The following is a 26,837-nucleotide window of genomic DNA, read 5'->3' on the forward strand; positions in this document are numbered from 1 at the left end:
GGTCGCTGATGCGGCGCAACGCACGCCGCATCGCCCGCTTTGCCGGAATGCCGCCCTCGGGCGGCGTTCCTTTTTGGTGCCGCTGCCGCCCTCCGGCGGCGTTGCTTTTTTTTGGTGCCGCTGCCGCCCTTGGGCGGCGTTGCTTTGGGCGCCGCTGCCTCTAGGGCCGCTGTTGCCTTTGCGCGGATTCCTTTCGGTGCCGCATGCCGCCCTGCCCGGGTCTGTGGACGAACGTCCTTCCGCTTTCGCCGCCGTCGCTGAATCCGCTGTCGTGGCGCTGAACCTAACCAGGTTTCGGCACACTTCCTCGGCCATGGCATAGTGCGCCCAATCGCGCAGGAACGGCCGCATGGACCCGATCAGCCTCGAAGAACTGGCATTGTTGAACGTGTTGCAACGCCTCGACCACGGTCAGGCGCCGGAGCCGCATTCGGCGACCCTGCGCGAGCGCCTGATCGAGGCCGCACTGGTCGAAGCCGACGACAGCGACGGCTTGCGCCTCACCGACGCCGGCGTGGAGCGTTGCAAGTCGCTGCGCCACCGCGTCGCCGCAGACGCCGAAGCGGCAGCGCTGCTGAAGGAACGCGACGCCGCGGCCGCCACGGAAGCGGACGCCGCCGCCGACTGAACCGCGCGCTCGACAGCCGTTCGCAACCGCTCCGGCGCGGCGCAGCCGCCGCGATCGGCAAAGTCCGTTCCGCACGGTCGCGGCAGGACGCGACCGGAGCAGGTTCGAGCGCCGTTGGGTCCTGCCAACCCGCGCACGGTTCGCAACGCGCGCCGGCCCTCGTCACTTGCGCCGGCCGCAGCCGGCCCGATATCGAGCGCATCGTCCCGACCGCACGCCCATGTCCTCGCCCTTCGACCGTCATCTCGCCGCGTGGAACCTGGTTGCCGACGGCAGCCCCATCCGCACCCACAGCAGCGACTTGTTGCCGGTGCGCGCCGCCGGCGCGCCGGCCATGCTCAAGCTCGCGCGCGAAACCGAGGAGCGCCACGGCCGCCTGCTGATGCAGTGGTGGGACGGCGACGGCGCCGCGCGGGTGCTGGCCAGCGACGCCGACGCGCTGCTGCTGGAACGCGCCTGCGGCCCGCGCTCGCTGGCGCAGATGGCGCGCGACGGCCGCGACGACGAGGCCACCGCGATCCTGTGCGACACCGCCGCGCGCCTGCATGCGCCGCGCACGGCGCCGGTGCCTTCGGACCTGGTGCCGCTGCGGCCCTGGTTCGCCGACCTGGAGACGCAGGCCCGCAGCCACGGCGGCCTGCTCGCGCGCGGCTGGGAGATCGCCCAGCGCCTGCTCGCCGAGCCGCGCGACATCGTGCCTCTGCACGCCGACCTGCACCACGAGAACGTGCTCGACGCCGGCCCCGAGCGCGGCTGGATCGCGATCGACCCCAAGCGGGTGATCGGCGAGCGCGGCTTCGAGTACGCGGTGCTGTTCACCGCCCCCGACGGGGAGACCGCACTGGCGCCGGGCCGTTTCGAACGCCGCCTGGACATCGTGGTCGAACGCGCCGGCCTGGAACGGCAGCGCCTGTTGCGATGGATCGCCGCGTTCCAGTCGCTGTCGGCGGCCTGGTTCCTCAGCGACGAAGACGAAGCGGACAAGGAATTCGCGGTGATCGAGCTGGCGCTGGCGGAGTTGGAGCGCGGGTGAGGCGCACGCCGCAACCGTTCTGCGCTGATTTTCGCGATCTGGGCTAAATCCCCGCGCCGCTCGCAACCTCGCTGCGCCGAACGACGCAAGGCGCGCGCCCCCTTTTGCAAAGGGGGCGATGACTTAGGCACTCGCCGTTTCTCTTGTGAGAGACGACTTAGGCTCTTGCCGTTCCCCCCTTTGAAAAGGGGGGGCAGGGGGGATTTGCTCTTCGCTGCTAAGGCCTCGCCGCCACGCCCCACCCGCCGCCCAGCGCCTTGTACAGGTTCACTTCCGCCGCCAGCGCGTCGCCGCGCAGTTGCAGCACGGTCAGTTCGGCGTTGAACAGGTTGCGTTGCGCGTCCAGCTCTTCCAGGTACGAGGCATAACCCTCGTTGTAGCGGTTGTGGGCGATGCGCAAAGCCTCGGCCAGCGCCTGGCGCTGCAGCTCGGCCTGCTCGCCCTGCTCGCGCAGGCGGGCGATCGCGGCCAGCGCGTCCTCGACTTCGGCGAACGCGGTCAACACCGTCTTCTGATAGCCCAGCACCGCCTGGTCGCGGCGCGCGGCGCTGGCGTCGACCTGGGCGCGCAGCCGGCCGCGATTGAACAGCGGCGCCAGTACGCTGCCGCCGACGCTCCACAGCCGGATCGGGTCGTTGTGCAGCAGGCTCGACTCCAGCTGCCCCAGCGAGCCGGTCAGGCGCAGCGACGGCAGCAACTGCGCGCGCGCGGCAGCGAGGCTGGCGTCGGCAGCGGCGATCTGCGCCTCGGCCTGGGCGATGTCGGGACGGCGGCGCAGCAACTGCGAGGGCACGCCGGCATCGGGCAGCGCCGGCGCGGCGATATCGGTCAATGCGCGACCGCGCGGCAGCGCCTGCGGCGCATCGCCGAGCAGCACCGACAGTGCGTCCTCCTGGCGCCGGATCGCCAGTTGCAACTGCGGCACCACCTGGGCGGTGGCGCGGTACTCGGCCTGGGCCTGGGCCAGCTCCAGGCGCGAGCTGTAACCGGTGTCGAAACGCCGCTGCGCGACCTTCAGCGCGCCCTCGCGCGAGGCCAGGGTGCGCTGCGCCACCGCCAGGCGCGCGTCGCCGGCGCGCAGGCCCAGATAGGCCTGCGCCACCGCGGCGGCGATGCCGAGCCGGACCGCGTCGGCGCCGGTTTCGCTGGCCAGCAGATTGGCCCGCGCCGCGTCGGTCAGCGCGTCCAGCCGCCCCCACAGGTCGAGTTCGAACGCGGCCTGGAACTGCGGCTGGGTCACCTCCGACACCACGGCCCGGCCGCTGGCCGCGCTGAGGCTGCGCGAACGCGTCGCGCTCGCCGCCAGATCCAGGCTCGGCCACTGCGCCGCGCCTTGCGCCGCCAGCAGGGCGCGCGCTTCGGCGACGCGCGCCGCGGCCAGGCGCAGATCGGTGTTGTCGCGCAGGCCGCGTTCGACCAGTTCGGCCAGCACCGGGTCGTTGTAGCCGCGCCACCAGTCGCGCTGCACCGCGATCCCGGCGCCGGGCGCGTCGCGCCAGGCCGCGGGCGGCGCGGGCCGCGGCGGCGGCGGCGGCACGCTGGCGCAGGCGCTCAACAACGCGATCCCGGCCGCCCAGCCCAGCCCTCGTCCACCCAGCCGCAGCGCGCGCATCCGGGTCACGGCCTCGGCTCCGTCCGCGGCTCCGTCCGCGGCTCGGTCCGCGGCGATGCGGACGCCGCGCCGCGGGCGCGATCGGCCTGCGCCGGCGCCGCGTCGAATCGCGCCATCGGCACCGCCGCGTCGCGCGCGGCCTCGGCCGCGGCCGCCTGTTCGGCGCGGCGCACCGCGGCTTCGTCGATCGCGCTGGCGGTGTCGACCGTGGCCTCCACCGACAGGCCCGGCCGCAGCCGCTGGGCCAGTTCCTGGTCGGGGTCGATCGCGATGCGCACCGGCAGGCGTTGCGCGACCTTGGTGAAATTGCCGGTGGCGTTGTCGGTCTTGATCACGCTGAACTCCGAGCCGGTCGCCGGCGACAAGCGCTCGACCCGGCCCTTGAGCACCGCACCGTCGAGCGCGTCGACCCGGAACCAGGCCGCCTGGCCCGGACGAATGCGCGCGGTCTGCGATTCCTTGAAGTTGGCCACCACCCACAACCGCCGCGGCACCAGCTGCATCAGCTGGGTGCCGGGGGTGACGTACTGGCCCAGGCGCACGCCGATCTCGCCGAGCTGGCCGGCCTGCGGCGCGTGGATGCGGGTATTGGCCAGGTCGATCTCGGCCAGCCGCAGCGCCGCCTGGGCGTTGCCGACCGCGGCGCTCAGCGCCTCGCGGTTGACGATCACCGAACGCACGTCTTCGCCGGCCGAGCGCCGCGCGGCCTGGGCCTGGCCGAGCGCGGCTTCGGCCTGGCGCAGCGCGGCCAGGGTCTGGTCGCGTTCGCGCTGCGACAGCGAGCCGTCGCCGACCAGGGCATTGGCGCGGCGCATGTCGGCCCGGGCGCGGGCCAGGTTGGCCTGGGCCGCGGCCAGCTGCGCTTCGACATTGGCGATGGCCGCCTCGCGCACGCGCTGCGACTGGGTCGAATTGGCCAGGTTGGCCTGTTGCGCGGCCAGGTTGGCGCGCGCCTGCTCCAGCCGCTGGCGGTAGTTGCGGTCGTCCAGCTCGACCAGCACCTGGCCGGCTTCGACCCGCATGTAGTCCTGCACCCGCACCTGGGCGACGTAGCCGTCGACCTTGGGCGCGATCACGGTGACGCTGCCGCGCACGTAGGCGTTCTCGGTGGTCTGGCGCGCGCTGGAGAACGGCGGCAGGCGCCAGGCGTAGAGGATCAGCAGCACGCCGACCACGGCGATCAGGATCACCGGGAGGGTGGCTTTGGAGCGGAAGGGCGTCTTCAGTGGCATGGGGCGTCCTTCGCGGATCAGGAAACGGGGGAGGGAGCGGTCGGTGCAGCGGATTGGACGCCAGCGGACGTGGGCGCGGCGTCGCCGGAGGCGGCCGCAGCGCCCGGCGCGCCGAACGGCCCGGGCACTTGCGAGGCGAAGCTGACCACGGTGTGGCCGCGCCGCCACAGCTGCCACTTCAGCAGCCCGACCCAGACCAGCACCGCCAGCGCCAGCCAGGCCACCGCCAGGAACACGTCGTTGTAGGCCAGCACCCAGGACTCGCGCAGCACTTGCTGGTTCAGGCTGGCCAGCGCCTGCTGGCCGCGCGCGGCGCCATCGCCGACCACCCGCGCGACCGCGCCGCCGAGCTGCTGGGTGCGCAGCGCCACCTGCGGATCGGCGAGCGTCATCGGCTGCAGCAGGTGCTGGTAATGCGCGCTCTGGCGTTGCGCCAGATAGGTGCCGAGCACCGCCGAACCGAGCAGGCCGCCGAGCGCGTTGGTGGTGGTGAACAAGACGATGAAGGTGACCAGGTTGCGCACCCCGTCGGCGACCACCCGCACCAGGGCCAGCAGGATCGAGCTGGCCAGGAACATCGACGCCGCCATCGCGATCACGGTCTGGGTGAGGTAGAGCTGGGCCGGCCGGGTCAGGTTGCTGGCGTGCGAATCGACGTAGGCGCAGACCCCGACCAGCGCTACCGCGATCAGGCCGAGAATGTCGAAGCGCCGGCCCGGCAGGAACGGCAGGGTAACGACGAAGCCGGCGATGGTGCCGGCCAGCACCAGCCAGAACATCGTATGCATCTGGTCGTTGTTGAGGCCGAGCACGTTGAGCAGGCCGACCGCGCCGACCGACTGCTCCGACAGCACCATCCGCGACAGCACGATCGCCAGCCCCAGCCGCACCATGTAGCCGCCGTGCAGCAGCCAGCGCAGGTTGACCATCGGCCTGGAGCGGTTGATCTCGATCAGCACGAACGCGCCGGCGCAGACCACCGCCCAGGCCAGGCATTCGCCCAGCCAGGGCGTGTCCAGCCACCAGCGCAGCCGGCCCTGGGTCAGCACCACCGTGACCAGGGCGATCGCCGCCGAATACAGCGGGAAACTGACGATGTCGAGGCGATCGAACATCGGCTGGCGCGGCGCCGGAGTGACCCGCAACAGGTTGATCGCGGCCAGGCAGACCAGGGCCAGGCCGAGTTCGAAATAGACGATGCCGTGCCACTGGCCGTTGAGGAACAGGCTTTCGGCGACGATCCGCGACACCGGCGCGCCGGTCTGCAGGGCGGCGAAACCGAACATCAGCCCCAGCACCTTCTTCGGCCCGTCGAACACCTCGGCCATGTACAGCACGGTCAGCGAGCTCAGCGGCGCGGCGGCGATGCCGAGCGCGGCGCGCGCGGCCAGCGCCGAGTCCAGGTCCTTGGCCAGCAGGTGCACCACCGCCGCGACCACGAACAGGCCGATGCCCAGGTCGGCGAACAGGCGCAGGCCGTAATGCAGGCGGAACTTGGTCAGCAACAGGCTGGCCGGGATGTTGGTGGCGAAGTACACCGTCAGCAGCCAGGTCGCCTCGGCGCTGGTCGCGCCTAGCGCGCCCTGCACCTGCGGCAGGTTCGAGGCGACCAGGTTCATGCCCAGGCTCTGGGTCAGGCCCAGCAGCAGCGAGATCGCGACGAAGGCGGCGACGCGCCAGCGCGGCATCGGCGCGGCCGGTCCGGGCGGTCCCGCGGGCGGAGCGCCGGCCGGCGGCACGGCGCCGGCGTCCGCAGCGGCGGACGGTGGCGAAGATCCGGCGGGCGAGCCGGCAGGCACGGAAGCGGCGGCGGCGGACGACGCCGCGGCGTGCGGCAAGGCGGAATCGGACACGGCGGTGGCGGCGGTGCTGGCCATCTGCAAGCGCACGGCTCCCGCATGCGTCGGCGTTACGATGGAAGAGTAGGCCTCAGCGGCCGGTCAACGATCAAGCGCGCGCGAGGCGATTGGCCTGTCCGTTCGAGTCCGCTTTCCCCTGCCGGCCATGGTGCCGATCCGGCGTCGCGGGAATGTGATGCTTCAGCGCGCCCCGCGCCGGCGCAGCGCCAACAGCCCGTACACGCCGACCAGGGCCAGCAGCGACACCGCGATCGCCGCCCATTGCGCCGCACTCATCGTCGCCAGCACCGCGGCCATGATCGCCGTCGCCAGCGCAGGCACCGGCCAGCGTCCGCCGGGCAGGCGGAACGGCGCGCCGGCGCCGCGCAGGTCCAGGGTTTCGGCGCGCCAGGCCGCCACCGACACCGCCAGGAACAACAGGCAGATCGCGCCGCCGGAGATCAGCGCCAGGGTTTCGAAGTTGCCGGCCAGGGCCAGCGCCAGGGCGATGCCGGCGTGCGCCGCCAGCGCGGTGCGCGGCACGTGGTAGCGCGCGTCGACGCGGCCGAAGGCGTCGGGCAGGTAGCCGTCGCGGCCGAGCGCGAACAGCAGGCGCGAGGACGAAAACAGGTTGCCCATCAGGAAGCCGGCCATCGACACGCCGGCGGCGATCAGCAGCAGGGCCTGCGCCGGCGCCCACACCGCGCCCGCCGCGCCGGCGACCGGCGCGGGGTGATCGCGCAGACCGGCGCCGAGCAGGCCCTGGCAGGCGATCTGGATGCCCAGGTACAGCAGCACTACCACCGCGATCGCGGCCATGGTCGCGCGCGGCACGTGGCGCGAGGGGTCGCGCACTTCGCCGGTCGGCACCAGCGCGGTCTCCATGCCCGAGTAGGCGAACACCACCAGCACCATCGACGAGCCCAGCGCGCTCCACGACGGCGGCGCAGCCGGCGGACCGATCTGGCTCCAGTCGACGAACCAGATCCCGACCGCGACCAGCAACACCAGCGGGGTCAGCTTCAGCGTCGCCAGGGCCACGATCGCGCGCACCCCGAGCTTGACCCCGAAGGCGTTGAGCGCGAACAGCAGCGCATAGGCCGCGACCAGAAACGCGCTGCGCGGCGCCGGTTCGCGCAGCGCCGGCCAGGCCTGCGCGGCCTGCTCGGCCAGGGCCGCGGCGACGCCGGCGCTGGAGGCGGTATTGCACACCCACATCAGCGCGCCGGCGAGAAACCCCGCGAACGGTCCGAACGCGGCGCCGACGAAGGTGTAGGGCCCGCCGGTGGCCGAGGCGCGGCTGCCGATCGCCGAGAAACACAGCGCAATCGGCACGATCGCCAGCGCGCCGGCGACGAACACCCACGGCGCGCCGGGGCCCAACCGCCCGTACAGCAGCGCCGGCAGCATGAAGATGCCGGCGCCGACGATGATGTTGATGATCGACGCGCCGAGCTGGAACGGCCCCAGCGCGCGCACCAGCGCGGCCTCGCCGCGCAACGCGGCGACGGGCTCGGGCGGGTCGGACGGAACGGCAGCGGTCATGGCGGCTCCCCGGCGGATCGGGGCAGCCTCGCATGCCGCGGGAACGGAGAGAAGGGAGCGCAGCCAAGCGTGGACCGCAGAATGAGAAGTGCGACGCGCCAGGACGTGAGGTCGCTTGCAGCCGCACAGATCGACGCAGCGTCGCCGCCGCGACGTCGCGCCGCGCCGGCCGATGCGCTCCAGGGTAGCGCCGCATCGGTTCCCCCCTTGAAAAAGGGGGGGTAGGGGGATTTGCTTCTACGACGTGTCGGAGCCGGCAACGATCGCAGATCGCATCGGTCGCGTTGGAACGTGCGGTTTTCGGCACGGCAGAAGCAAAGGCAAATCCCCCCTCCCCCCTTTTTCAAAGGGGGACTGCTTCGGCGAACGAATGAACTACCGCGCGAATGGACGCATCACCCAGCCCCGCCTACCCCACCGCCTCGCGCAGGAAATCGACGAACACCCGCAGCTTCGGCGGCAGTTGCCGGCGCGCCGGGTAATAGACGTAGAAACCCGGGAACGGCGGCTGGTAGTCCTGCAGCGCCTCGACCAGACGGCCTGCACGCAAGTCCTGTCGCGCGATCGGCTCGAACAACTGGGCCAGGCCGAGGCCGGCGCGCGCCGCGTCCAGGATCGCGCCGCCGTCGTTGAGGATCAGCCGGCCGCGCACTTCGACCGCGATGTCGCGGCCATCGCGGTGGAACTCGAACGGATGCAGGCGGCGGCTGCCCGGCAGGCGCAGGCGGATGCAGTCGTGGCCGATCAGATCCTGCGGCGCGCGCGGCGGCGGCCGGCGGGCGAAGTACGCGGGCGCGGCCACCACCACTTGCCGCTGCGCGCCGCCGACCGGCACCGCGACCATCTCGCGGGCCAGGGTCTCGCCGAGGCGGATGCCGGCGTCGAAACCGCCCTCGACCAGGTCGGCCAGGGTGTCGTCGACGAACAACTCCACTTCCAGTTCCGGATAGCGCGCCAGGAACGCCGGCAGGTGCGGCTCGATCAGGATCTTCAGCGCGCTGCGGCCGGTGTTGATGCGCAGCCGGCCGGTCGGGCGGTCGCGCACCGCATCGAGGTCGTCGAAGGCGGCTTCGATCTGGGCCAGCCCCGGAGCGACCTGCTCGAGAAAACGTGCGCCGTGCTCGGTCAGGCCGACCCGGCGGGTCGTACGGTTGAGCAAGCGCACGCCCAGCCGCGTCTCCAGCGCGCGCACGGTCTGCGAAAGGGCCGAGGGCGACACCTCCAGTTCGGCCGCAGCGCGGGTGAAGCTGCCGCAATGGGCGACGCGGGCGAAGGCCAGGACCGCGGGCAGAGGATGGGCGGGCATGCGGGCGGCGACGGTCGGAAGGCCTCGATTATGAAGGAACGCTTCACAGGGAATGAGGATAAAGCCTGTTTTTCGCGCAATCGCCGCGGCCTAGAGTGCCCGTCACGCCCGGCCGCCGCGATCGACCCGGGCGATCGAACCGCCGTCGCAAGACTCCCCACACGATCAAGGAGCTTATCCATGAGCACGCTTCCGACCCGCCGCCTCGGACCGTCCGGCCCCACCGTGTCCGCCCTCGGCCTGGGCTGCATGGGCATGAGCTACGCCTACGGCAGCGCCGACGAAACCGAATCGCTGGCCACCTTGGACCGCGCCCTGGAACTGGGCGTCGACTTCCTCGACACCGCCGACATCTACGGCCCGCACGCCAACGAAGAACTGCTCGGCCGGTTCCTGCAGGGGCGCCGCGAGCGAGTGTTCCTGGCGACCAAGTTCGGCTTCGTGCCGGACCCGGCCGACCCGGAGCGGCGCAGCATCAGCGGCCGTCCCGAGTACGTGCGCCAGGCGGTCGAGGCCAGCCTGCAGCGGCTGCGCACCGACCGCATCGACCTGTACTACCAGCACCGCGTCGACCCGAACGTGCCGATCGAGGACACCGTCGGTGCGATGGCCGAGCTGGTCGCGCAGGGCAAGGTGCGCTACCTCGGCCTGTCCGAACCCTCGGCGCAGACCTTGCAGCGCGCCCAGGCGGTGCATCCGATCACCGCGGTGCAGAACGAGTACTCGCTGTGGACCCGCGACCCAGAACGCAACGACGTGCTGGCCACCTGCGTCCGCCTCGGCATCGGCTTCGTGCCCTACAGCCCGCTCGGCCGCGGCTTCCTGACCGGCGCGATCACCGACGCCGGCGCGCTGAGCAGCGACGACTTCCGTCTCAGCACCCCGCGTTTCCAGGGCGAGAACTTCGACCGCAACCTGGGCCTGGCGCGGCAGGTGCAGGCGCTGGCCGCCGACAAGGGCTGCACGCCGGCGCAACTGGCCCTGGCCTGGGTGCTGGCCCAGGGCGAGCACATCGTGCCGATCCCCGGCACCAAGCGGCGCAAGTACCTGGAGGACAACGTCGGCGCGGTGAACCTGACCCTGTCGCCGGCGGAACTGGCGCAGCTGGATGCCTGGTTCCGTCCGGAAGCGATCGCCGGCGCTCGCTATACCGAGGCGGGGATGGCGTTGATCGGGCGCTGAGATCGCTTTGCCTCGTCGTCCCGAGCAGCGAACAAAGCACCAGCAAATCCCCTGCCCCGTTTTCCAAAGGGGGAACGGCCCGAGCAGCCCGAGCGCCCGTCGTCATGGCCCCCTTCGTTGAGGGGGCTCGCGCCCAATGCGAGTACGAAGTCCGGCAGGCGCAGCGGCGCGGGGGATTTGCTTTTTGCCTTGTCCGCGACAGCTTAAGCATCTGCGCGCCGGTTTCGAAGCGGCCCAGGCCGCTGCACGACCGCTAGGCTCACCAGCGGTAGCGCACCGTCGCCGTGACCGTGCGCGGGTAGCCGTAGTAGCACCAGGTGGCGCTGTTGCACACCGCGACGTAGCGCTTGTCGCCGAGGTTGCTGGCGTTGAGCTGGAAGCGCCAGGCGCCCAGGTCGTAGCGCGCGGAGGCGTCGAACAAGGTGTAGGACGGCGTCTTCCATTGGTTGTACAGGTCGCCGTAGTGCGCGCCGGTGTAACGCGCGCCGGCGCCGAAGCCCAGCCCCGACAGCGCGCCGTAGCCGATCGTGTAGTCGGCGCCGAGCGAGGCGACATGGCGCGGCTGCAATGCGATCTGCTTGCCGAGCGCGCCGGCGTCGGTGCTGCGGACGATCTGCGAATCGGCGTAGGCGTAGGCGCCGTATGCGCTCAGGCCGTTGGCGAAGTTCCAGCGCCCTTCCAGTTCCGCGCCGCGCACCCGGGCCCGGCCCTGCTGCACCGAGAACAAGATGTGGTCGGGGTCCACGGTCAGGGTGTCGTCCTGCTTCAGCTCGTAGGCCGCCAGGGTCAGCAGGCCGCGCCCGTGCGCCGGCTGGAACTTCAACCCGGCCTCGATCTGCTCGCCGGTGGTCGGCACGAACGCGCGGCCGGCGAAGTCCGCGCCGACGGTGGGCTCGAAGGATTGCGACCAGGCCAGGTACGGCGCCCAGCCCGAATCGAACAGGTAGTTCACGCCGACGCGTCCCGAGAACTTCTCGTCGCGCTGGCGTTCGCGCGTCGCCGGCACGGCCAGGCGCTGGTCGGTGCGGGTGCGCACGCGATCCTGGCGCCCGGCCAGGGTGATCACCCAACGGTCGACCCGGATCTGGTCCTGCAGGTAGGCGCCGAGCTGATGCTGGACCTTGTCCTGGCGCGAGGTATAGGCCGGCTTGACGACGACGGCGCCGTACACCGGATCGAAGATGTCCAGCGACGGCGCGCCGAAGGCGAAGGCCGAGGCGTAGTCGCTGGCCAAGCGGCGGTAATCGACGCCGGCCAGCACGGTGTGGTCCCAGGCTCCGCGGCCGAACTTCCACTCGACGCGGTTGTCCAGCGCCAGCGCGGTCGACTGCTCTTCCAGCGGGAAGTAATAGCGGGACAGCGTGCGCAGGTCGTCCTGCAGGCCGAACGCGCCGACGCCGGCATCGTGGTCGACCTCGGTCTTGCCGTAGCGCAGGTGCTGCCGGAACGTCGCTCCGTTCTCGAAGCGGTGGCTGAACTCGTAGCCCAGCGAGCGCATGGTCTTGAGGTAGTCGTTCCAGCCCGGCTCGCCGGTGTAGCGCTCGCGCGGGATCCGCCCGTGCGGGTTCGGCAGCAAGGTGCCGGCCGCCGGCAGGAAACCGCCGCCCTGCGCGGTATCGGCTTTCTGCCAGCGCGCCAGCACGGTCAGCGCGGTGTCCTGGCTCGGCTTCCAGGTCAGCGCGGGGGCGAAGAAATAGCGGTCGTCGTGGACGTAGTCGACCACGTTGTCGCTGTTGCGGGCCAGGCCGGTGAGCCGGTAGAACAGCCTGCCGCTGTCGCCGAGCGGGCCGCCGAAATCGAACGCGGCCTGGCGCAGACCGTAATTGCCGAGCGTGGCTTCGATTTCGCCCGAGGGCTGCTCGGTCGGGCGCTTGCTGACCAGGTTGACCAGGCCGCCCGGCGGCATCGCGCCGTACGCCACCGAAGACGGCCCCTTGAGCACGTCCATCCGCTCCAGGCCGTAGGGCTCGATCCGGGTGCCGCCGGTCCACGCGCCATCGGTCAGCGCCAGTCCGTCGAGGTAGCGCGCCGGCGCGAAGCCGCGCACCAGCAGCCAGTCGCTGCGGGTGTCCTGGCCGTAACCGCCGCCCTGGGCGCCGGCGGTGTACCAGACCGCCTCCTCGATGCCTTGCACGCCGCGCTCGCGCATCTGCTCGGCGCCGATCACCGACACCGACTGCGGCACCTCGATCAGCGGCGTGTCGGTCTTGGTGACGGTCTGGCTGCGCTTGGCGATCGGCGCGCGCACCTGCACCTGGTCGAGGGTGGTCGGGTCGCTGGCGGGCTCGGCGGCGACCGCCAGGCCCCAGCCCAACGGCAGGGCGCAGCAGGCCAGGCGCAGGGCGCGCGCCAAGCCGGACAAGGGACGGACGGGGGCATGGGACATGCAGCGGACTCCGGCGTAGGCCAAACGGGAAAGGGAGGCGGGTCGCGTCCTGCGCGCCGCATGGGCAGCGCCCGCGGGCCGTAAGCGCGCCGGGCGGCGGTCACAACCACAAACAATAATCATTCTCATTTTCTCAGCGCGCCGCGGCAAGCGCAACGCACCGCGGCAAGCGCAATCGGCGCTACGCGGCCGCGCCTGCGGCCGTTGCTATGCTCGCCGGCTGTTCGCAGGAAGCGACCGCCGCATGCCCCGTCCGCTCAGCACCGAAACCCGCAACGCGCGCATCCGGCGCGTGCGCATCGCCGCGCCCGTCGCCGACGGTCGTTTCTGCCTGAGCCTGGCCGATGGCGAACGCGTGGCCGGACGGGTCGAGGATCCGGCCGCCGCGTCGGCCTCGCTCGCGGCCCTGTCGGCGCTGGCCCGGCGCGGCGCCGAGCTCAGCTTGGGCCTGTACCGCCTCGACGACGGCAGCGCCTGGCTGCACTGGGCGGTGGGCGCCGACGGCCAAGGCCTGATTCCGCCGAGCCGCGCGGCCTTGCGCAGCGCCGCGGCGCGCGGCCTGGCGCGCTGGCTGCCGATGCTGGCGCTCGCGCTGGCCGGCCTGGGCGGGGCCCTATGGCGGATCTTCGACGGCTTCGGCTGGGCGCTGCTGCTGGTCGCCTGTGCGGTCGCAGCGCTGATCGCCGCGATCATGGTGTTCGAACACGCCGCGACCCTGCACCGCAGCCGGCGCGACCGCCGCGTCGCCGCGGCCTCCGAGCAGGCGCTGGCGCAAGCGCTGCGCCTGCAGGGCCGACCGAGCGGCGAGTCCCGGCCGGCGCCCGGTCCGCGCGGACCCCGGCCCGCGCAAGCGCAAGCGCATGTGCAGGCGCAGGCCGCGCCGGACCCGACGCCGCCCGCGGCCCCGTCGCGCACGCGCGATCCGGCCGCGCCGGCCCGGCCGGACCATCCGCCCCTGCGCCGCTGGCAGGGCGAGCTGAGCGAACTGACGATGGAACAGATCGCCACCGGCTCGAGCGATTCGCGCCGCAGCTTCGGCCTGTACCGCTTCCGCCTCGGTGGGCAGCGTTTCCGGTTCTACGCCGCGCGCGACTTCGGCGACCGCGAACCGTTCCTGGCCGAAGCCGACCGGGTCGAACTGATCGCTCACGGCGAACCGGCGCAGACCGGCGCGGAGGCCTTGGTCTACGCCCTGCACTGCCTGGAAGACGGTCGCCGTTATGTCGCCCACACGATCTTCCTGGCGCGCTACTCCGAGCAGGCGATGACCCGCCTGACCTGGCCGGGCATGCGCCGCATGGCCCGGTTCCTGCTGGCCGCCGGTGTCGGCGCGGTCGCCCTGATCGCCGCGATCGGGCTCTGGACCACCGGCGGGGACGGGGACTTCGGCGCGCTGCTGATCGTCGCCGCGGTCTTCGCCGGCGCGGTGCCGGGCGTGCTGCTGCTGGGCTTCGCCGTCTCGCGCTGGCGCTGGCGGCGCGGCGCCGGCGGACGCCGCCGCGCCACCGCGGCACGGGTGTATGCGGCGATGGACCTGGGCCCGCCCTGGGCCTGGCGCCTGCCGGCGGACGCGGTCGAGGTCTAGCCGCGCTTGGCAGCGGCCGCGGCGCGGTGCAGGCTGCGGGTCTCCCCTTCGCTTCGAGACTCGCCGCGATGCCCCGACTGCGTCCGCGCGCCCTGGCCGCCGCGCTTTGCGCCCTGACCTGCGTTTCCGCGTTCGCGGCCGAACCGGCCGCCCTCGCTCCGCTCGATCGCGCCCAGGACGAGCGCGCTTCGGTCGACCCCGCCGCCGTCGCCGCGCAGGCCGCGCGGGTGCGCGAGCAGGTCGTGGCCTGGCGCCGCGACGTTCACCAGCACCCCGAACTCGGCCAGCACGAAATACGCACCGCCAAACTGATCGCCGAACAACTGCGCAAGCTCGGCCTGCAGCCGCGCACCGGCCTGGCCCACACCGGCGTGGTCGCGGTGCTCAAGGGCGGCCGGCCGGGGCCGCGCATCGCGATCCGCGCCGACATGGACGCGCTGCCGGTGACCGAACCGGCCGGGCTGCCGTTCGCGTCCAAGGTCAGCGCCGACTACCGCGGCCAACCGGTCGGGGTCATGCACGCCTGCGGCCACGACGCCCACGTCGCGATCGCGCTCGGCGTGGCCACTGCGCTGGCGGCGCAGAAAGAGCGGCTGCCGGGCGAAGTGATGTTCGTGTTCCAGCCGGCCGAGGAAGGCCCGCCGGTCGCGGGCGAGCCGTTCGGCGCCAAGCTGATGCTCGACCAGGGCGTGTTCGCCCAATTCAAGCCCGAGGCGGTGTTCGGCCTGCACGTCTGGGCCGGCTTGAACGTCGGCGAGATCGGCTACCGCAGCGGGCCGATGCTGGCCAGCGCCGACGAATGGAGCCTGACCGTGCGCGGCAAGCAGACCCACGGTTCGCGGCCCTGGGACGGAATCGACCCGATCACCGTCGGCGCGCAGATCCTGCTCGCCAGCCAGAGCCTGATCGCGCGCCAGATCAACATCGCCGCGACCCCGGTGGTGCTGACCGCCGGCCAGTTCAACAGCGGCGTGCGCTTCAACATCATTCCCGACGAAGCCAGGCTGGTCGGCACCCTGCGCACCTTCGACCCGGCGGTGCGCGAGGACGTGATCGCGCGCCTGCGCCGCACCGCCGAAGACCTGGCCCATGCCGCCGGCGCCAGCGCCGAGCTGCAGGTGGTCAACAACGCCCCGGCGACGATCAACGACGCGGCATTGACCCGACGCGTGCTGCCCTCGCTGCAGCGCGCGGCCGGCGCCGAACGGGTGCGCGAGTCGGCGCTGGTCACGGTGGCCGAGGATTTCTCCCAGTTCGCCAACACGGTGCCGGGTTTCTACTTCTTCGTCGGCTCGACCGCGCAGGGCATCGACCCGGCCAAGGCGCCGATCAATCACTCGCCGCAGTTCATGCTCGACGAAGGATCGCTGGAGGTCGGCACGCGGGCGATGCTGCAGGTGGCGCTGGACTATCTGCACGGCGGTTGAGCGACGTCGCTCGCCCGCAGCAGCGGCGTCCCGCCGGGATTTCCTCCGGGCACGAGCTGCGACCGAAGCGGGGATCGATCTCGGTGGAGCAAAGGCATCCCCCTACCCGTCCGGCCAGCAGGCCTAGCCTGCTGGCGTTCGATCGTGCGCGAACCTGCGGTTCGCAAGCGCACGCTCTCACCCTTTTCAAGGGGGGAACGGCAACAGCGCGCGAACCGTTGCCCCCTTTGGAAAAGGAGGCACGCGCCCGGCGCCGGCACGAAGTCAGGCCGCTGTAGCGGCGCGGGGGGATTTGCTTTGCGCGCAGGCGCCACCCGTTCGCTCGGCTAACGCGCAGCCACCGCCCTTGCGCGCCCGACCGGCGTTTGTGCCCCGATCGCGCACCCACCAAAGTCGCGCTGCCGCGACGGCGGGCTTGGGCTAGGATCGGGGCTTTCCCGCCCGGAGTTGCGTCGATGAAGCGTCCGCTGACCCTCGCACTGAGCTGCGCGCTCGGCTGTTCCGCCCTGGCCGCGCTGTCTCCGGCCGCCGCCGCGGAGCGTGCCGAGGTCACCGCCGCCGCGGCCAAGCTCAAGGCCGACGTGGTGCGCTGGCGGCGCGACTTCCATCAGAACCCGGAACTCTCCAACCGCGAACAGCGCACCGCGGCCAAGGTCGCCGAGCACCTGCGCGCGCTCGGCCTCAAGCCGCGCACCGGCATCGCCCGCCACGGCGTGGTCGCGATCATCGAGGGCGGCAAGCCCGGGCCGAAGATCGCCCTGCGCGCCGACATGGACGCGCTGCCGGTGACCGAGCAGGTCGACCTGCCGTTCGCGTCCAAGGCCACCGCCAACTTCCGCGGCGAAACCGTCGGCGTCATGCACGCCTGCGGCCACGACGCCCACACCGGCATCCTGCTCGGCGTGGCCGACGCGCTGGTGGCGATGAAGCATGACCTGCCGGGCCAGGTCATGCTGGTATTCCAACCGGCCGAGGAAGGCCCGCCCGCGGACGAGGCCGGCGGCGCGCCGCTGATGCTCGCCGAAGGGCTGTTCAAGGACTTCAAGCCCGAGGCGATGTTCGGCCTGCACGTGTTCTCGACCCTGCAGGCCGGCCAGATCGGCGTGCGCCAGGGCCCGCTGATGGCGGCTTCGGACCGCTTCTCGATCAAGATCAAGGGCCGCCAGACCCACGGCTCGCGCCCCTGGGGCGGGATCGACCCGATCGTCGCCGCGGCCGACGTGATCGGCAGCGCGCAAACCATCGTCAGCCGCCGCACCGACATCGCCAAGCTGCCGGCGGTGGTCAGCTTCGGCGCGATCAAGGGCGGGATCCGCTACAACATCATCCCCGACGAAGTGGAGATGATCGGCACCATCCGCACCTTCGACGAAGGCATGCGCCAGGCGATCTTCAAGGACCTCAAGAACGTCGCCGACCACGTCAGCGCCGCGCACGGCGCGCGCGCCGAGTCCAAAGTGCCGGACCAGGACGGCAATCCGGTGACCTACAACGACCCGGCGCTGACCGCGCGCATGCTGCCCAGCCTGAAGGCCGCGGCCGGCGCGGACAAGGTGGTGGAAATGTCGCTGGTGATGGGCGCGGAGGATTTCTCCTACTACGCCAAACAGGTGCCGGCGATGTTCTTCTTCGTCGGCTCGACCGAGCCCGGGGTCGACCCGGCGACCGCGCCGAGCAACCACTCGCCGCAGTTCAAGCTCGACGAGAGCTCGCTGGACCTGGGGCTGCGGGCGATGCTGCAGGTGACGCTGGACTATCTGCATGGGCAACCGGCGGCGGGGTGAGCTGCGGCGGGTAAGCGCGGAGCAACAGCAAATCCCCCCAGCCCCCCTTTTTCAAAGGGGGGAACAGCAACGACTACAGCTACAGCTGCAGCTATGACGGTACGGCGAGGGCGAGGGTAGGAAATACGGGCGCGCTGTGAGGCCCCCTTTGAAAAAGGGCGAGCGCCCGGCGCGGGCACGAGGCCTGGAGCGACTGGCGGCGCGGGGGGATGTGCTGTCCGGCTTACCGGCAAAAGCCAAGACCGAGGCCCCCAGCCCGTCCGGCCAGCAGGCATGGCCTGCTGGCGTCCGATCGTGCGCGAACCTGCGATCCGCCAGCGCACGCTCTCACGCTTCTCACCGGTGGATCGGCATAAGCGGGGCTTTGCGGCGGGGCGGGGCGGGGCGAGACCGGCAGCGGCTAAAATATCGCCATGACCACCCATGACCTCCCCCTCGGCCGCCACGTCGACTACCCGCGCGAGTACGACCCCTCGCTGCTGTTCCCGATCGCCCGCTCGCTCGGCCGCGCCCATATCGGCCTGTCGGACCAGGCGCTGCCCTTCGTCGGCATCGACCGCTGGCATGCCTACGAGCTGAGCTGGCTCGACCGCCGCGGCAAGCCGCGGGTCGGCACCGCCACCATCGCGGTGCCGGCGACCTCGCCGCAGCTGATCGAGTCCAAGTCGCTCAAGCTCTATCTCAATTCGTTCAACGCCACCGGCTTCGACAGCGACGACGAGGTGCGGGCGCGCATCGTCGCCGACCTGTCGGCCGCCGCCGGCGCGCCGGTCGAGGTCGCCTTCGGCCTGCCGCCCATCGACGAGGCCGGGCAAGGCGCGGAATCGATCGACGAGCTGGACGTCGCCATCGACGACTACGGCCCGCCCAATGCCGACCACCTGCGCGCCGACCCCGGCCAGCTGGTCGAAGAGACCCTGTGCAGCGCCTTGCTGAAGTCCAACTGCCCGGTCACCGGCCAGCCGGACTGGGCCCGGGTCGGCATCGCCTACCGCGGCCCGCGCCTGGACCGGGCGGCGCTGCTGCGTTACCTGATCTCGTTCCGCGACCACGCCGAATTCCACGAGCAGTGCGTGGAACGCATCTACGCCGACCTGTGGCAGCGCGCGCAGCCGCAATGGCTGTCGGTGGAAGCGCGCTACACCCGGCGGGGCGGGCTCGACATCAATCCCTGGCGCGGCAGCCCGGGGCGCGAGCGGCCGACGCCGGGACGCGATCTGCGCCAGTAAGCCGGCGGCGGCCGTTCGCGGCGCTACGCAGGCGATCGCCCTGTTTTCAATGGGGGGGCTGGTCCGTAGCGGGCTGGACCGTGCGCCTGGGTTCGACCGATCCCGGCGTACTGAATGCCGGCGATCGGATTATTCAGATTTGTAATGTGAGTTCACGCAGGCGCTATGCATTTTTAACAATCTTCGTGTCATGTTGCCTGCGCCACTTCGGCAGGAGCCCTCAATCCATGACTACCCCGGACAAGAAAGCCGATTTCTCCGATGTGAACGTCAACGTCGACACCACCGCGGACAAGGTCGAGAAGGCCGACTTCAGCGACGTGTCGGTGAATGTCGACACCACCGCGGAAAAGGTCGGCGAGCAGACCTACACGGTCGAAAAGGGCGACACGCTCTCGCACATCGCCAAGCAGTTTTACGGCAAGGCGAGCAAGTGGAACGCGATCTTCGAGGCCAACCGCGACCAGCTCGACGATCCGGACAAGATCCAGCCCGGTCAGATCCTCAAGATTCCGACCATCAACGACTGACGTCGACGGCGTTCCACCTCATCACCCGGCCTTTCCCAGGAGATCCACCCATGCTGATCCGCAATCGCACGCATTACGCCGTCGCCGCCGCCCTGGTCGCCGCTCTGGCGCTGGCGGGCTGCAAGAAGAAGGAAGAACCGGCTCCGACTCCGCCCCCGGCCGCCGAAACTCCGGCCCCGGCGCCCGAACCCGCTCCGGCTGCGACCCCGGCTCCGGCCGCGCTGAGCGTCACCTCGGTCACCCTGGGCACCGCCGCCGGTGCGGACAAGAAGATCGCCGCGCCGACCACCACCTTCAAGCCGACCGACACCATCATCGCCTCGGTCGCCACCGACGGCGCAGCGACCAATGCCAACCTGACCGCCAAGCTGAGCTTCCAGGACGGCCAGGTGGCCGGTGAGGAAACCCAGACCCTCAACACCGCCGGCGCCGAAACCAGCAACTTCATCTTCACCAAGAAGTCGCCGTGGCCGGCCGGCAAGTACAAGGTCGAGATCAGCGCCAACGGCGCGGTCGCCAACACCGCCGAACTGGAAGTGAAGTAACCCTCTCTCTCCGCCTCTATGGGCGGGCAAGCCCGGGCGCGGCTCACTGCCGCGCCCTTTTTTTATCTGCCGTGGCGGCCGGCGGTAGCGGCCGGCGCGGCGGCATCGGCTCAACCGCGCGGGAAGGTCCCGTCCAGGTAGCGCCAGCCGCCGTCGACGCGCTGGAAGCGGCTGATCTCGTGCAGCCGCACCGCCGAGGCGCCGCCGACCCGGTAGCGGGCGACGAACTCGACCGTGGCCGCGTCCGCGCCGTCCGGTTGGTGGCGCTTCACCTCCAGCCCCAGCCAGCGCACGGCGGGGTCGAACTCCAACTCGTCCGGGCAGGACGCCGGGTGCCAGCTGGCCCGCAGGTACTCCAGATCGCCCAGCACGTAGGCGCTGTAGCGCGAACGCATCAAGGCCTCGGCGCTGTCGGCCGGGGCGCCCCGGTGGAGGCGGCCGCAGCAGTCGGCGTAGCGGCGGGCGGGGTCGCAGGGGCAGGCGGCGGGCAAGGCGATTCGGGCGGTCATGGGGCCATTTTCAGCGCGAACACGCCGCAGCGACTACCATGCGCGTCCCCTCTCGTCCGCAGAACCCGATCATGAAAGCGCCCGCCTACCTCGACGACGGCCAGATCGAACGCCTGGCCGACCTGCTCGATCAGCGCGCCGTGCCCTACAAGGGCTTCAACCTGGAGGCCCTGGACGGGTTCGTCTCGGCCCTGGTGGTCGGCCCCGAGCAGCCCCCGGCGACCGAGTGGCAGCCGCCGGTGTGGGGCGGCAAGGAGCCGCGCTGGAACGACGAGGCCGAGGCGGCGGAGGTCGGCGCCCTGCTGCAGGGCCACTGGAACATGGTCAGCGCGCGCGTGCGCCATGGCGACGACGACCTGCCCGACCACCTGGCGCCGCTGCTGTGGCTGCCCGAGGAACCCGACACCGAACAGCCGGACGAACTCGACGTCGGCCGCGACTGGGCATTCGGCTTCTTCCGCGGGGTCGAGCTGCGCGAAGCCGGCTGGGACCGCTGGCTGGACGAGAACGACTGGATCGACGAGATCTTCGGCCTGCTCGACCGCCTCGCCAGCGGCGAGGTGCTGGGCGAAGACCCGACCGCGCCGGCGACCCCGATCAGCTACCGCGAGCGGCTGGAGATCGTCGCCGGCCTGCCGGGCATGCTGGCCGACCTGCACCACCACCGCATCGACGCGCTGACCCCGCGCGAACCGCTGCGCCGCGCCGACACTCCGGACCGCAACGATCCCTGCCCCTGCGGCAGCGGCAAGAAGTACAAGAAGTGCTGCGGGGCCTGAGGCCCGCGATCCGGCGCCGTTGTTCTGCTCCCCCGTCTCCCCGCCTCTGCTGCTGCTTTTCGACGTAGCGGTTCCCCCGTTGAAAAGGGTGAGAGCGTGCGCTTGCGAACCGCCGGTTCGGGCACGGTCGAGCGCCAGCCGGCTCTGCTTGCTGGCCGGGCACCGGCGTAGCGATCGATCCGACTCGGTCGCGACCGCAGGCCGTCGCCCCGCGCGGCCCTGGCTTGCCGCCCACCGTTGGAACGTCCCCCCCTTGGAAGGGGGGAGGGCGTGCGCCTGCGAACCGCCGGTTCGCGCACGACCGGACGCCGGCAGGCCATGCCTGCTGGCCGGACGGGCCAGCGGGATCGGCTCCCGCCCTTTTTCGCTCCGCGGCCTTGCCCGACAATACCGCTCCCTTCCCATCGCCCCTCGGCGCATGTCCACCCATCCGTGCCTGAGCTGCGGCGCCTGCTGCGCTCACTTCCGCGTCGCCTTCCATTGGAGCGAAACCGACGCGCATGCGGACGGGATCACCCCGAGCGCGCTGACCGAAACGCTGGATCCGCATCGGGTGGTCATGCGCGGCACGTACGGCGGCCCGAACGTGCGCTGCCTGCAGCTGCGCGGCGAGGTCGGCCGCGATGCGCATTGCGGCATCTACGCGCTGCGGCCCTCGCCCTGCCACGAGCTGCAGCCGGCTTGGGAGCAGGGCACGGCCAGCCCACAATGCGACAAGGCGCGGATCGCCCACGGCCTGGCGCCGCTGACGCCGGCGGATTGGCCGCCCGCGGCGGCCTGAGCAGCGCGCCGCCGCGGCGTTCGCCCGCCCCGCCCGACGCGTGCGGATTCGTCCGCGATCGCTCGGCGCGGGTCGCTCAGTGGGTGATGCGCCGCAGCAGCTGCAGCTCGTCGGCGTCGAGGTAATGGATCAGGCCGCCGAAGTCGGTGTCGACCATGATGCCTTCGCCCAGGTACAGCCACTGCTCGTAGCCGTCCAGATAGCGGCCGGTGTCGATGCACGCCACCACCGTGCCGCGGTAGCGGTCGGCGATGCGGACCCGGTCGCCGGGGTGGATGCGCTGGCCGTCGGGATAATGCATGAGCTGCATGTCGGCAGACCTCCTGTCGCTGTCCGCCCGCGGCGCTGCGGCCGACGGCGACGGTGCGGCCCAGAGTATCCATCAAAGCGACGACGGCGGAACCGGGATCCGGCGCCCGGCGCGAGCCGCCCGATCAACGGCAGCGGCTTGCACGCAACGAGGCGTTCCGCGACGCGGCCGGCTCGCGCACAGCCGCGCGCTTTGCCTCGTCCGGCCCGAACCGCGACAATGGCCGGCCGGGTCGGCTCGCCACCACGACCCGCAGGCACCCTGCACCGTCCATGCGCACGCGCACGGCGGCCCCACTGGAGATCGTAATGACCGAGTTCGTAGCGACGCCGCCCGCAGGCGGCGCCAAGATCACCAAGACCCCGACCGGCCTCAACGTGCCGGATCGCCCGATCATCCCGTTCATCGAAGGCGACGGCACCGGCCCGGACATCTGGCGCGCCTCCGTGCGCGTGCTCGATGCGGCGGTCGCCAAAGCCTACGGCGGCCAGAAGAAGATCGAATGGATGGAGGTCTATGCCGGCGAGAAGGCCAACAACACCTACGGCACCTGGCTGCCGGACGGCACCGTGCAGGCCTGCCGCGACTACCTGGTCAGCATCAAGGGCCCGCTGACCACGCCGGTCGGCGGCGGCATCCGCTCGCTCAACGTGGCGCTGCGCCAGATGCTCGACCTGTACGTCTGCCTGCGCCCGGTGCGCTGGTTCGAAGGCGTGCCCTCGCCGGTCAAGAAGCCGGGCGATGTCGACATGGTGATCTTCCGCGAGAACACCGAGGACATCTACGCCGGCATCGAATGGGCCGGCGGCAGCGCCGAGGCGCAGAAGGTGCTGGATTTCCTGAGCAAGGAGTTCCCGCAGGCCGCCGACAAGATCCGTTTCGGCACCGCCGAGAAGAACGCGGCGTGGCTGAAGGAACTGCAGGCCATCGGCGCCCCGGCGCGCGAGCTGCCGGTCGAAGTCGGCATCGGCATCAAGCCGGTCAGCCGCCTGGGCACCGAGCGCCTGGTGCACAGCGCCATCGCCTACGCGATCGAGAACAAGCGCAAGTCGGTGACCCTGGTCCACAAGGGCAACATCATGAAGTTCACCGAAGGTGGCTTCCGTGATTGGGGCTATCAGGTGGCGCGCGACTACTTCGGCGCGGTCGAGCTCGACGGCGGCCCGTGGCACGTGATTCCGGAAGGCAAGCCGGGCGCCGGCATCGTCATCAAGGACGCGATCGCCGACGCCTTCCTGCAGCAGATCCTGCTGCGGCCGAAGGAATACGACGTCTCCGCGACCCTGAACCTCAACGGCGACTACCTGTCCGACGCGCTCGCCGCGCAGGTCGGCGGCATCGGCATCGCGCCGGGCGCGAACATCAACTACGTGACCGGCCACGCTGTGTTCGAGGCGACCCACGGCACCGCGCCGAAGTACGCCGACCTGGACAAGGTCAACCCGGGCTCGGTGATCCTGTCGGGCGAAATGATGCTGCGCTACCTGGGCTGGACCGAAGCGGCCGACGCGATCATCGCCGCGATGGACAAGGCCATCGGCAGCAAGCGCGTGACCTACGATTTCGCCCGCCTGATGGACGGCGCGACCGAGGTCAAGTGCTCGGAGTTCGCCGACGAGATCATCAAGCATCTCTGAGGCGCGCGACGCGCATCGCGACACCGGCACGGGGCGCTTCGGCGCCCCGTGTTTTTTGCGGCCCGGGCTGCCGTTACCATGCCCAAGGCCGGCGCATCCGCCGGCGCGAAGGCGAAGGACGGCCGATGAGCGAAGCATTCCAGCGCGTTGCGGACCGGCGCGTCCGCCCGGCGGCGACGGCATGGCGGCAGGCGACGCTGGCCGCCGCGTCGGCGCTGCTGGCCGCGGGCTGCGCGCACGCCCCGCCGGCCTCGCCCCAGGCCGGCGCGATCGAGGTGCTGCAGGTCGAGGCGGCCGTCTTCCACGACCCCGCCGGGCGCGACGCCGCGCTGCAACCGGCCTGCCGCGACTGGCGCTTGAGCAAACGCCAGGTGGCCGCGTTCTTCGCCGCCGGCCACGCGCTGCGCGAGGGCGAGTACCACGACTTCTACTGGCTGCCGTGCACGATCGGCGGCCGCCTGCGCGCCGACGGCCGCGAGTGGACGTTCTCGATCAACGCCGCCGCCACCGCGGTCTGGCGCGACGGCGACGCGGTGCGCGAATGGGGCTGCGACGCGCCGGCCTGCGAAGCGCTGGTGCTGCTGATGCCCGACGGCCGCGAGCCCTGAGCCGCCCGGCTCCTGCACGGGCCGTGCGACCCGGACGCCCGGTCGCGCTCAGCGCATGTAGGGCGCCTGGCTGTTCTCGACCTGCTTCTGCTGGATCTCGGCGATCTTGGCCGCTTCCTCCTCGCGGGTCAGCCGGTGCTTGGGCGCGATGTTCGGCTCGATCAGGCGCATCCAGCTGCGGGTGATCTGCTTGCTTTCCTCTTCGCAGCGCAGCGCGCGCGCCTCCGGCAGGCGGCCGCTGGTGACGATGCGCAGGTACTTGCCGGGGTTGTTGCCGTAGATCATGCACTGCAGGTTGAAGAAGCGCTGCGCGCCGACCGAGTGCTCGTCGGCGTAGGTCGCCAAGTCGTGGTTGCCGTCGTCGGTCATCAGGAAGAAGTTCGACGCCAGCTGCAGCTTCTGGGCGATGTCGCCCTGCGACTCGTCGGCGCTGACCAGCGACAGCATCAGGGTGGTGGCGAGCTGGTCGACCGCGTCTTCCTCGCGTCCGGTCGAGGGCAGGTCGAGCATGTCGACCAGGGCGTGGCCGGTCTCGTGCAGCATCAGGAAGCGCAGGTTCGCCATCAGGTACTCGAGCTGATCGCGGGTGCCGCCGCCGCTGGCCTGGGCCATCGCCCCGCCCTGGCGCACCAGCAGCTCGAGCATCTCGTAGCACAGCACGATATCGCCCTTGTCCTTGGCGTAGAAGGCGTTGGTCGTGCCGCATTCGGCGGCGATGAAGTTGATCGGCCGCGGCAGGGTCAGCCAGCCGTCGAGCTGTTTGATCTCCGGCAGTTGCTTGAGCACGTCGATCTCGCGCGCCATGTTGTACATCGCCAGCAACTCGGGGTTGCGCGGCGAGATGTACTGGTAGGTGAAGTGGGTGCCGTCGGCCTTCTCCGCCGCCGGTACTTCGGCCGCGGTCGGCGCCAGTTCGGTCTCGGTCTTGACCGGTTCCGGCGGCTTGACCGGTGCGGGCGCGACAGCCGCCGCAGGCGCGGCGACCTGGCGCTTCTGCCATTCGGTGTAGCCCCAAATCGAGCAGACCGCGACCAGGGCCGTCGCCAGAATGCCGATGATGATTTTCTGTACCATGTCTGTGGCTCTTGTCTGCTGCGTTGCGGGACACGACGATCCCGGTTCCGAGCGCACAAGACGCGGTCGACGACTGGATTCCCCCGACCGGAAGGCCGGCCGTTCCAATCGGCGCCAGCAGCGTCCATGCACCGTCGGGCGGATGGTACTCCGTTCGTTTCGAGGATGGCATCGAATTTCTGACAGTTGCGCGGCAATCCCGAGGCCGTCCGCGCCGGCCGCCGAACGTCCTGGACCGGATGCCATGACCGCCGCCCCCGCCGATCCGTACACCGCGGCGTTCGCCGCCGACGGCCCCTACGCCGGGCTGGATCCGAATCTTCTGGCGCCCCAGCTGCGACGCTGCCTGGGCGAGGCGGCCGAGGATTTCCAGCGGGCGCAGGCCGGCCGTGCGCCGCGCCACGCGGTGTTGGAGGCGGACGCGCCGATGCTCAGCGACGGCGGCAGCCTGGCCTACGTCGGCCGCGGCTATCGCTTGTTCGTGCTCAAGCGCCTGACCCGGCTCGGCGGGGTCGACGGTCTGGTCTACGGGCCCGAATTGCGCTTCGACCCGACCATCGCGCCGCAGGTGCCGACGCTGAGCGCCACCCGCTTCTATGCTGGCGACGCCTTGCGCACGCTGTTGGGGCATCGGGCATGAGCCGCCTGTTGTTGCGCTGCCTGTGGTACTTGACCGCCAGCGTCGTGGTCCCGGCAAACGCGCTGTGGCTGGACGTGGTCGACGAGCTCGACGCGGCCTGGATGCGGATCCTGACGCCGGAAGTGTTCCTCGGCGAGCTGGCCCTGCTGAGCCTGGCGCTGATGGTGGCGACCCTGCTGCCGGGGTCGCTGTTGCTGCGCTGGCGCCAGCGCCGGCGCGGCCCGCGCGGCTACGATCGCTGGCTGGCGGCCGCGATATCGGCCGCGTCCCTGTTGCTGGCGCTGCACGCCAATCTCACCGACTACGCCCGCTTCTACGGCAACACCTGGGGCCTGTGGGAGCCGACCTTCGGCTTCTTCCTGCCGCAGTGGCCGTGGATCGCGGCCTGCGTGGCGGTGGCGGTGGCGTTGGAGTTGCGCGGCGGGGCCGCGAAACCGGCGGCGGCGGACGCAGGCATCGACGCCCTCCGCCGCGCGTAGGAGCGATGACCCGCCGTGCGCAGGGGTAGGAGCGGCGCGAGCCGCGACTGCCATCCTTCTCGCCGCGTCTTTGTCCCGCGTCCCCTGTAGGAGCGGCGTAAGCCGCGACCAAGGGACGCGCAGAGGAATCAACGCCTCCGCCATCGATCGAAGCCCGA

The 26,837-nt window shown here is 71.3% G+C and carries 24 protein-coding genes; 15 read left to right on the plus strand and 9 right to left on the minus strand.

Annotated elements, in window-relative coordinates; translation table 11 throughout:
- Positions 1–349 precede the first annotated feature (349 nt).
- The gene (locus tag AC3A57_RS03965) at positions 350–628 is read left to right on the plus strand and encodes a hypothetical protein (protein WP_221670611.1); all 279 of its coding nucleotides are present in this window, start codon (positions 350–352) and stop codon (positions 626–628) included.
- Positions 629–848: 220 nt separating this feature from the next.
- A complete protein-coding gene (locus AC3A57_RS03970; RefSeq protein WP_487577675.1) occupies positions 849–1,661 on the plus strand; it encodes an aminoglycoside phosphotransferase family protein in 813 nt (270 codons plus the stop codon).
- Between the two features lie 217 nt (positions 1,662–1,878).
- Here the strand turns inward: AC3A57_RS03970 and AC3A57_RS03975 are convergent, their stop codons facing one another.
- The 5 genes from AC3A57_RS03975 to AC3A57_RS03995 all read right to left on the minus strand — a co-directional run bounded on the left by AC3A57_RS03975 (position 1,879) and on the right by AC3A57_RS03995 (position 9,194).
- On the minus strand, positions 1,879–3,273 hold the full coding sequence (locus AC3A57_RS03975) for an efflux transporter outer membrane subunit (RefSeq protein WP_487577718.1): 1,395 nt from the start codon (positions 3,271–3,273) through the stop codon (positions 1,879–1,881).
- Between the two features lie 5 nt (positions 3,274–3,278).
- Positions 3,279–4,505, minus strand: a complete 1,227-nt coding sequence (locus AC3A57_RS03980; RefSeq protein ID WP_487577676.1) for an HlyD family secretion protein — start codon at positions 4,503–4,505, stop codon at positions 3,279–3,281.
- Positions 4,506–4,522: 17 nt separating this feature from the next.
- On the minus strand, positions 4,523–6,193 hold the full coding sequence (locus AC3A57_RS03985) for an MFS transporter (protein ID WP_487577677.1): 1,671 nt from the start codon (positions 6,191–6,193) through the stop codon (positions 4,523–4,525).
- A gap of 351 nt (positions 6,194–6,544) precedes the next feature.
- Positions 6,545–7,888 carry an APC family permease gene (locus AC3A57_RS03990; protein WP_487577678.1) on the minus strand — a complete coding sequence of 448 codons (1,344 nt, stop codon included), beginning with the start codon at positions 7,886–7,888 and terminating at the stop codon, positions 6,545–6,547.
- Between the two features lie 409 nt (positions 7,889–8,297).
- Positions 8,298–9,194 carry a LysR family transcriptional regulator gene (locus tag AC3A57_RS03995; RefSeq protein WP_487577679.1) on the minus strand — a complete coding sequence of 299 codons (897 nt, stop codon included), beginning with the start codon at positions 9,192–9,194 and terminating at the stop codon, positions 8,298–8,300.
- A gap of 180 nt (positions 9,195–9,374) precedes the next feature.
- Here AC3A57_RS03995 and AC3A57_RS04000 point away from each other — a divergent pair, with 180 nt between their 5' ends.
- Positions 9,375–10,376 carry an aldo/keto reductase gene (locus AC3A57_RS04000; protein WP_487577680.1) on the plus strand — a complete coding sequence of 334 codons (1,002 nt, stop codon included), beginning with the start codon at positions 9,375–9,377 and terminating at the stop codon, positions 10,374–10,376.
- Between the two features lie 259 nt (positions 10,377–10,635).
- Here AC3A57_RS04000 and AC3A57_RS04005 read toward each other — a convergent pair whose 3' ends face one another.
- Positions 10,636–12,762, minus strand: coding sequence for a TonB-dependent siderophore receptor (locus AC3A57_RS04005; RefSeq protein ID WP_487577681.1), 2,127 nt, complete (start codon positions 12,760–12,762; stop codon positions 10,636–10,638).
- A gap of 244 nt (positions 12,763–13,006) precedes the next feature.
- On the opposite strand from AC3A57_RS04005, the gene AC3A57_RS04010 reads away from it, so the two are divergent.
- The 6 genes from AC3A57_RS04010 (at position 13,007) to AC3A57_RS04035 (ending at position 19,862) form a co-directional block, all read left to right on the plus strand.
- Complete coding sequence (locus AC3A57_RS04010) at positions 13,007–14,347, plus strand: hypothetical protein (protein WP_487577682.1); 1,341 nt, start codon at positions 13,007–13,009, stop codon at positions 14,345–14,347.
- A 77-nt stretch (positions 14,348–14,424) separates the two neighbouring features.
- On the plus strand, positions 14,425–15,774 hold the full coding sequence (locus AC3A57_RS04015; protein ID WP_487577719.1) for an amidohydrolase: 1,350 nt from the start codon (positions 14,425–14,427) through the stop codon (positions 15,772–15,774).
- A gap of 455 nt (positions 15,775–16,229) precedes the next feature.
- The gene (locus AC3A57_RS04020; protein WP_487577683.1) at positions 16,230–17,558 is read left to right on the plus strand and encodes a M20 family metallopeptidase; all 1,329 of its coding nucleotides are present in this window, start codon (positions 16,230–16,232) and stop codon (positions 17,556–17,558) included.
- A gap of 413 nt (positions 17,559–17,971) precedes the next feature.
- Complete coding sequence (queF, locus tag AC3A57_RS04025; RefSeq protein WP_487577684.1) at positions 17,972–18,787, plus strand: NADPH-dependent 7-cyano-7-deazaguanine reductase QueF; 816 nt, start codon at positions 17,972–17,974, stop codon at positions 18,785–18,787.
- Positions 18,788–19,014: 227 nt separating this feature from the next.
- The gene (locus AC3A57_RS04030) at positions 19,015–19,317 is read left to right on the plus strand and encodes a LysM peptidoglycan-binding domain-containing protein (protein ID WP_221670625.1); all 303 of its coding nucleotides are present in this window, start codon (positions 19,015–19,017) and stop codon (positions 19,315–19,317) included.
- A 50-nt stretch (positions 19,318–19,367) separates the two neighbouring features.
- Positions 19,368–19,862: a hypothetical protein gene (locus AC3A57_RS04035; protein ID WP_221670626.1), complete on the plus strand. Its 495-nt coding sequence runs from the start codon at positions 19,368–19,370 to the stop codon at positions 19,860–19,862.
- A gap of 110 nt (positions 19,863–19,972) precedes the next feature.
- Here AC3A57_RS04035 and AC3A57_RS04040 read toward each other — a convergent pair whose 3' ends face one another.
- Positions 19,973–20,371 carry a YchJ family protein gene (locus tag AC3A57_RS04040; RefSeq protein ID WP_487577685.1) on the minus strand — a complete coding sequence of 133 codons (399 nt, stop codon included), beginning with the start codon at positions 20,369–20,371 and terminating at the stop codon, positions 19,973–19,975.
- Positions 20,372–20,442: 71 nt separating this feature from the next.
- Here AC3A57_RS04040 and AC3A57_RS04045 point away from each other — a divergent pair, with 71 nt between their 5' ends.
- Positions 20,443–21,150, plus strand: coding sequence for a UPF0149 family protein (locus tag AC3A57_RS04045; RefSeq protein WP_255595000.1), 708 nt, complete (start codon positions 20,443–20,445; stop codon positions 21,148–21,150).
- Between the two features lie 418 nt (positions 21,151–21,568).
- Complete coding sequence (locus AC3A57_RS04050) at positions 21,569–21,931, plus strand: YkgJ family cysteine cluster protein (protein WP_487577686.1); 363 nt, start codon at positions 21,569–21,571, stop codon at positions 21,929–21,931.
- A 76-nt stretch (positions 21,932–22,007) separates the two neighbouring features.
- Here AC3A57_RS04050 and AC3A57_RS04055 read toward each other — a convergent pair whose 3' ends face one another.
- Complete coding sequence (locus AC3A57_RS04055) at positions 22,008–22,241, minus strand: hypothetical protein (protein WP_487577687.1); 234 nt, start codon at positions 22,239–22,241, stop codon at positions 22,008–22,010.
- 308 nt (positions 22,242–22,549) lie between these two features.
- Here AC3A57_RS04055 and icd point away from each other — a divergent pair, with 308 nt between their 5' ends.
- Complete coding sequence (icd, locus tag AC3A57_RS04060; RefSeq protein ID WP_487577688.1) at positions 22,550–23,878, plus strand: isocitrate dehydrogenase (NADP(+)); 1,329 nt, start codon at positions 22,550–22,552, stop codon at positions 23,876–23,878.
- Positions 23,879–24,003: 125 nt separating this feature from the next.
- Complete coding sequence (locus AC3A57_RS04065; protein WP_487577689.1) at positions 24,004–24,486, plus strand: hypothetical protein; 483 nt, start codon at positions 24,004–24,006, stop codon at positions 24,484–24,486.
- Positions 24,487–24,534: 48 nt separating this feature from the next.
- On the opposite strand, the gene AC3A57_RS04070 is transcribed toward AC3A57_RS04065, so the two are convergent.
- The gene (locus AC3A57_RS04070) at positions 24,535–25,560 is read right to left on the minus strand and encodes a DUF4344 domain-containing metallopeptidase (RefSeq protein WP_487577690.1); all 1,026 of its coding nucleotides are present in this window, start codon (positions 25,558–25,560) and stop codon (positions 24,535–24,537) included.
- 244 nt (positions 25,561–25,804) lie between these two features.
- On the opposite strand from AC3A57_RS04070, the gene AC3A57_RS04075 reads away from it, so the two are divergent.
- Positions 25,805–26,200 (plus strand): hypothetical protein, encoded by a 396-nt coding sequence (locus AC3A57_RS04075; RefSeq protein WP_487577691.1) that lies wholly within the window; start codon positions 25,805–25,807, stop codon positions 26,198–26,200.
- The gene (locus tag AC3A57_RS04080; RefSeq protein ID WP_487577692.1) at positions 26,197–26,679 is read left to right on the plus strand and encodes a hypothetical protein; all 483 of its coding nucleotides are present in this window, start codon (positions 26,197–26,199) and stop codon (positions 26,677–26,679) included. The genes AC3A57_RS04075 and AC3A57_RS04080 overlap by 4 nt, the downstream gene beginning before the upstream one ends.
- Positions 26,680–26,837 lie beyond the last annotated feature (158 nt).

It is taken from the genome of Lysobacter sp. Soil_C_15 (genome assembly GCF_057657315.1).